Here is a 1,507-nt window from a genome sequence, read left to right as displayed (position 1 = left end):
GGGGGGTGCCTCTATGTCCTTCGTCAAGGCTGCGCGGGTCATGCGGGCACGGTTTCGGGGGTGCGGGTTTCGTAGAGGGTGCCGTCTCGGAGCATGGCGAATAGGACGCTGATGCGTTGGCGGGCGAGGCGGAGGAGGGCCTGGGTGTGGGTCTTGCCGCGGTCTCGCTGCCGGTCGTAGTAGGCCCGGGAGTCGGGGTCGTGGAGGGCGGCGAACGCGGAGAGGAACATGGCCCGTTTCAGGAGCCGGTTGCCGGTTCTGGGGGCGTGTTCGCCGTGGATGGAGGATCCGGATGACTTCGTCGCCGGAGCGAGGCCGGCGTAGGAGGCCAGGTGGGCGGCGGTGGGGAAGCTGGTGCCGTCGCCGACGGTGACCAGAAGGGTGGCGGCGGTCCTGACGCCGACTCCGGGCATCGAGGTCAGGACCTTGGAAAGAGGGTGGGCCTCCAGCAGTTCGCCGATCTGGGCTTCGACGGCGCGTCGCTGTTCGTGGACGGCGGCGAGCGAGCGGGCCAGGGAGGGCACCACGACGTCCAGGGTGGTGGTGCCCGGGACGACGACGGTCTGCTCGTCGAGTGCGTCGAAGATCTCGTCGATCAGGCGTTCGGCCATGCGTGGGGCCTTGGGCCGTATCAGGGTGACGAGTCTTCGCCGGCCGGCCTTGCGCAGGGCGGCCGGGGAGCCGTGCTGTTCCAGGAGGTGGGTGACGGCGGGGTGGTCCAGGCGCGGGCCCAGGACGCGTTCGAGGGAGGGGTGGAACTGGGTGAGCAGGCCGCGCAGGCGGTTGCTGGTGCGGGTGGCCTCGGCGGCGAGGTCCTGGTCGAAGCCGGTCAGGACGGTGAGCTGGGCGGCGGTCTCGTCGGCGAGTTCGAGGGCGCGCAGGGTGTGGGGCATGGTGCGGGCGGCGTCCGCGATCACGCGGGCGTCGCGGGCGTCGGTCTTGGCCTCGCCGGGGTAGAGGTCGGCGATGCGGCGCATCGCCAGGCCGGGCAGGTAGGCGACCTCGCAACCGGCGTCACGGGCCACCGCGAGCGGCAGGGCGCCGATCGAGGCGGGCTGGTCGACGATGACCAGGACACGGCCGAACTTGGCGGTGAGTTTGTCGAAGACGGCCCGCAGTTTCGGTTCGCTGTTGGGTAGCCGCTTGTCGAACACGGTCTTTCCCGCTGTGGTCAGGCCGTGACCGTGGTGGTCGCCCTTGCCGACGTCCAAGCCGAGGAAGACCGCGATGTCACTCGTGTCGAACACCGAACCCCCGAGGGTCGTTCATCGTCCCGGCCTCGCCCGTCGGCACCGTTCGCGCGCATCCACGTTACGCAGACCCGGCACCCGTCAGTGGCCGGGCATTGCGCTCGGCCGGGTGCCGGTCAGGCCTCTCATCAGCGGTCACACGGTGCTCCGGGTCCGGTGACACCACCCCCCAGGTCATGCGATCGACAGGGGGCAACAGTCATGCCGGACCCGGAGGCCAGGAGCCCCGTTTCAGGGCCACGAAGAAGGTAACGGGG

Annotated in this window: 1 protein-coding gene; it reads right to left on the bottom strand. The window is 70.5% G+C overall.

The window, feature by feature from the left end; all coding sequences use genetic code 11:
• Positions 1 to 38 precede the first annotated feature (38 nt).
• Positions 39 to 1,247: an IS110 family transposase gene (locus ACFWIS_RS40630; RefSeq protein ID WP_380464140.1), complete on the bottom strand. Its 1,209-nt coding sequence runs from the start codon at positions 1,245 to 1,247 to the stop codon at positions 39 to 41.
• Between the last annotated feature and the right edge of the window lie 260 nt (positions 1,248 to 1,507).

Source organism: Kitasatospora sp. NPDC127060, assembly GCF_042724935.1.
Classification (GTDB): Bacteria; Actinomycetota; Actinomycetes; order Streptomycetales; family Streptomycetaceae; genus Kitasatospora.
The sequence above is the reverse complement of the archived record's forward strand: the minus strand, read 5'-3'. Positions and strand labels throughout refer to the sequence as shown.